Below are 3,934 nucleotides of genomic sequence, written 5' to 3'. Positions count from 1 at the left end.
CTCTGACCATGCAGCGCCCGCTGCAGCTTCCGGATCGTCAGATGCTGATGCGCGATCAGCGCCGCATCATCCGATGCCTTGGCCCTGGCGACCGCCAGTTCGGCCTCGACCAGCGCAGCGCGCGCGGCCTCGTCTTCGGCTCTGGCCAGCGCCGCGGTCAGCGCTGTTCTCAGCGCGCCAATATCGTCCGGAACAGCATCCTGGGCGGTGGCAACCATGCCCTGGAGTGAATCATAAAACGCGTCCGCTGACTCGCGGAAAATGGCGCAAACTCAAAGAAAAACTCAGCCCGCCCGCTGCGGGCGGAACGTGTGAAGCGGGTTGCGCCAATCGATCCCGTCGAGCATGTAGGCGAGCTGCGCCGGTGATATGGAAACCGTGCCGTCCGCCGGCGATGGCCATAGAAACCGACCCTTCTCGAGCCGTTTCGCATACAGCGACATGCCGAGCCCATCATGCCAGATAATCTTGATCAGATTGCCGCTGCGGCCGCGGAAGACATAAATATCGCCGGCATGCGGGTCCCGGCCCAGCGTCTCCTGAACCTGCAGAGCGAGGCCTTGCATCCCGCGACGCATATCGGTCCGGCCGACCGCCAACCAGATCCGCACCTGGCTCGGAACCGGGATCATGAAACGCCCAGCGCCTTCACCATCGCTGCCGCCAGTGTTGGCGGCGTGGTCAGCGGAATCCGCAGCCGCACCTTGCCGGCGACCTCCAGCTCGATCACCGCTGGGGATGCCGCCGGCCGCGAAACGGCGACAGGCTCATCGGGAGCCACGACAACTTCGGCAAAGCCCGTCTCGCGGGCTCTCATCGTGCGGCGCCACTTGTAGATCAGGCTGGTCGCGACATCGTACTGACGGGCCACCGCCGCCACTGTGGCCCCGGGCGCGAATGCCGCCGCCAGTATCCGGCACTGATCCGCTTCACTCCAACGACGCCGCCGCTCCGGCCCGGTCAATAACGTCATATGGCTCATGCTGTGCTGCTAACTTCGCTCGTAAGGACGACCTTAAGAGCGCAGCCTCGCTACCGTGCCATCCTCTCGCAAGGCGGCCTTCGCCGGAGGGTATCTACCAAGCTTCGGGTCCGAATGAACATCCCAGACTGGCAGGCGCAGCATCATCAGCTACTTTCTCTCGCCAATGATGCAATACAAGCAGGAGACACTGCGAGAGCGGTAAGAAGCCGGTTTGCAGCCGACGAAAGTTCGCCCTCCGGTTTCAACTCGAGAGCGCCGCAATCTTGTCGAGGCGCAGCCAAAGCATGCGATACGTCAAAGGCGGGAGCGGTCGGCTCGAAGCTGCATGACCAAAGCCGGGTGTGGAAGGTCGAACTGCAACAACTCGCTCGCGAGACAGGCCTCGCGCTCCACATGGCGTCACCATCCGACGGGCACATCGATGTGGAGCAACATCGAACACCCTTGTTCTGCCGCATCACGGACGGCGCCCTCCTCGATCGCGCGACCCGGGTCGAGCTGATCGCAGTAACGACAACCAAACGGGCTGAAGTTGGGCGCGCGGTCGATTCCGCGAGCGACGAAAAAAGGGAACAAGTGAACGATGTCGAGATGGAGGCGCTCGCCATCTAAGGCGACGCGTTCATCCGATGGGACTACATCATCCGCCCGAGATCAGTGGCAAATCGGAGCAGTTGACGGGTCCTAGCCAGCTCCCTCCCCTGCGCAATAAAGACCAATGCTTGCAGGTGACGCCGATTTGGGAAACTATTGACCTGCTAGGCCTCTCACGCGGTTGATGTGGTTCAGGCTGCCGCAGCTCAATTCGTGGCGATCTCTAAAACCGACCTCGTTGTGCTGGGAAATACAAGTGCTGACGTCGCGGCGCTCATTCCTGAAGCTCTTTGGCGCCGTGTCGCTCGCGACATTCGGTCTGGCGAGTTATGCGCTCGCGATTGAACCTCGGTTTCGACTGCGTGTCACTCGCTACAAGGTCCTACCGCCGCGCTGGCCGACCACAGCCAAGCCCCTGCGCATCGTCGTGATCGCTGACATCCACGCCTGCGAGCCTTGGATGCCGGTTTCCAGGATCGACGAGATCGTCGGTGTTTCGAATAGCCTGCAGCCCGACATCATCCTTCTCCTTGGCGACTATGTGATGGGCGTGCTTCCGCGTTATGCCACCGGGATCGTGCCCGACACTGTTTGGGGCAATTCACTTTCGAAACTTTCCGCGCCACTCGGCTGCCACGCCATTCTCGGCAACCACGACTGGTGGCACGGTGTCGATAGCGTCCGCGCAGCTCTCGTCGACAATGGCATTCCGGTCCTCGAGAACACTGCCACGCTTATCCGTCAGCAGGATGGCCCAGCATTCTGGCTCGCGGGTCTTGGCGACCAGTGGGCGGTGCAGTTGTCTGGCGGCGTGTATAAGGGCGTCAACGATCTGCCTGGAACACTGGCCGCAATACCGGACGACGGCAATCCGATATTGCTCCTTGCCCATGAACCGGACATCTTCATTACTGTCCCTGACCGTGTCAGCCTGACGTTATGCGGCCATACGCATGGCGGACAGGTGCGCTTGCCATTCATCGGCCCACCCATCATCAACTCAGCCTACGGACAGCGCTTCGCCTACGGGCATGTCGTCGAGGGTGGGCGGCACATTATCGTATCCGGGGGTTTGGGCGTATCGTGGCTGCCGGTGCGTTTCGGCGTGTCGCCGGAGATCATAGTCGTCGATATCGGCTCGAAAAACTCTCGTCCTGTCGACGAATGACATCTGCTGTCCCAGAGAGACCTGCGTGCGCGGACCGTTCCGCGCGAGGGTATTTATGGTCGTGTACATGCGGTCGGGGTTTCGCCGTGTTCCCATCGCCTTCCAAGACGAACGCAGCACAGTCCATCATCCTTTCTCCGGACGGGCGGAGTTCGGCGGATAGCTCTCGACCGGAATGTTTTAATGAGCTGAGCCAGGCGTCCAAAACACCTTTCTTCGACATTCTCGGGGAAGGGAAAACCTGAATGCGGTCAGCGGCAGCTTGCAGCCCATCCTTGTCGTTGGCGCCCGAGCAAAACGCATCTTGGAGCCTGCAAATGGGCATGCTTGCACGAGACCTCCTTTCGGCCATCGGAGGGCATACTCCTTTTGGATGAGGCGGCGCGAACCAGCGTTTTAGGACTACTCCAATTCCTGAAGGGGCCCGCGCCCGGCGGCGTGCTAGGACTGTTGCGCGCAATAGCGGATCAAAACCGTGACCCTCGACATACTCGGCCAAGCCAGGCCGAACACATTCGTCTTTGAAAGCAGTGCTCTCATCAAAGCCACTGGCTTCGGGAATACGACACGCGCTGGTGGTTCGGCCATCCAGACCGGGAGAAAAAGCCCGAACTCAACCTGATGGGCATGCAGGCGATCGGCATGGCGTTTCGCACCTTGATCGGCCGAATAGGTATAGTTCCCGACACCATCACTGGTCACTACTTGCACAGCTGCCATCTAGTCTTACTGAGTCAGAAGCCTATGATATTGTCATCAATGCTGAGGTTCCGGACCAAGCCGATGGGATGGACTTAGCACTGCCGATCCGGGCAAGCGGCTGGATAAACGACCTGGTTGTCCTCGAAGAACTCGACATGAATGCGGCGCTCGCAGCTGCCAAAAAGGCTGCCGGCGTTTACAAGCCCGCCGGCTGATTGGACAACTGGCTGTACATTGAAGGCAGCACGGTTCCGGTTGAACGCGCCGTGCTGCCAAGTCTCAAGGAAAGACACGCTGCGGTTTCGGAAAGCCGAAGCAGGCGCGGCATTGGTTCTGCTTGATACCGCGCCGACAGCGAACGCGACCGGCTCAGGAGGTCAGAAACGGAGGTCATGCCGAGTATCGCGGTAGGGACGCCCATTACTGGGCGCCCCCCGCTCAGATCCGAGCGAGCCCGATTCGAGCACTCGGCTCCTACCTTGGGT

The 3,934-nt window shown here is 60.7% G+C and carries 6 protein-coding genes and 1 pseudogene; 3 read left to right on the top strand and 4 right to left on the bottom strand.

The annotated features are described in order from the left end of the window. From NKI24_RS35580 to tnpA, 3 genes and pseudogenes are all read right to left on the bottom strand, one after another. A pseudogene (locus tag NKI24_RS35580) lies at nucleotides 1-218 on the bottom strand (IS66 family transposase); the annotation flags it as partial. A gap of 66 nt (nucleotides 219-284) precedes the next feature. After that, on the bottom strand, nucleotides 285-632 hold the full coding sequence (gene tnpB, locus NKI24_RS35575) for an IS66 family insertion sequence element accessory protein TnpB (RefSeq protein WP_023680052.1): 348 nt from the start codon (nucleotides 630-632) through the stop codon (nucleotides 285-287). Next, on the bottom strand, nucleotides 629-982 hold the full coding sequence (tnpA, locus tag NKI24_RS35570; protein WP_352572587.1) for an IS66-like element accessory protein TnpA: 354 nt from the start codon (nucleotides 980-982) through the stop codon (nucleotides 629-631). The genes tnpB and tnpA overlap by 4 nt, the downstream gene beginning before the upstream one ends. Before the next feature lie 114 nt (nucleotides 983-1,096). Here tnpA and NKI24_RS35565 point away from each other — a divergent pair, with 114 nt between their 5' ends. Next, a complete protein-coding gene (locus NKI24_RS35565; protein WP_352750827.1) occupies nucleotides 1,097-1,597 on the top strand; it encodes a hypothetical protein in 501 nt (166 codons plus the stop codon). A 238-nt stretch (nucleotides 1,598-1,835) separates the two neighbouring features. Then, a complete protein-coding gene (locus tag NKI24_RS35560; RefSeq protein WP_352749702.1) occupies nucleotides 1,836-2,747 on the top strand; it encodes a metallophosphoesterase in 912 nt (303 codons plus the stop codon). A gap of 441 nt (nucleotides 2,748-3,188) precedes the next feature. Here NKI24_RS35560 and NKI24_RS35555 read toward each other — a convergent pair whose 3' ends face one another. Further along, nucleotides 3,189-3,467, bottom strand: coding sequence for a hypothetical protein (locus NKI24_RS35555; protein WP_352750824.1), 279 nt, complete (start codon nucleotides 3,465-3,467; stop codon nucleotides 3,189-3,191). 68 nt (nucleotides 3,468-3,535) lie between these two features. On the opposite strand from NKI24_RS35555, the gene NKI24_RS35550 reads away from it, so the two are divergent. Continuing rightward, complete coding sequence (locus NKI24_RS35550; RefSeq protein WP_352450563.1) at nucleotides 3,536-3,664, top strand: hypothetical protein; 129 nt, start codon at nucleotides 3,536-3,538, stop codon at nucleotides 3,662-3,664. Nucleotides 3,665-3,934: the final 270 nt, after the last annotated feature.

Origin of the sequence: Mesorhizobium sp. M0701 (assembly GCF_040320365.1) — a bacterium.
In the GTDB taxonomy this organism is placed as follows: Bacteria; Pseudomonadota; Alphaproteobacteria; order Rhizobiales; family Rhizobiaceae; genus Mesorhizobium.
Note: the sequence above shows the minus strand (reverse complement) of the source record. Positions and strands in the feature narration are given on the sequence as shown.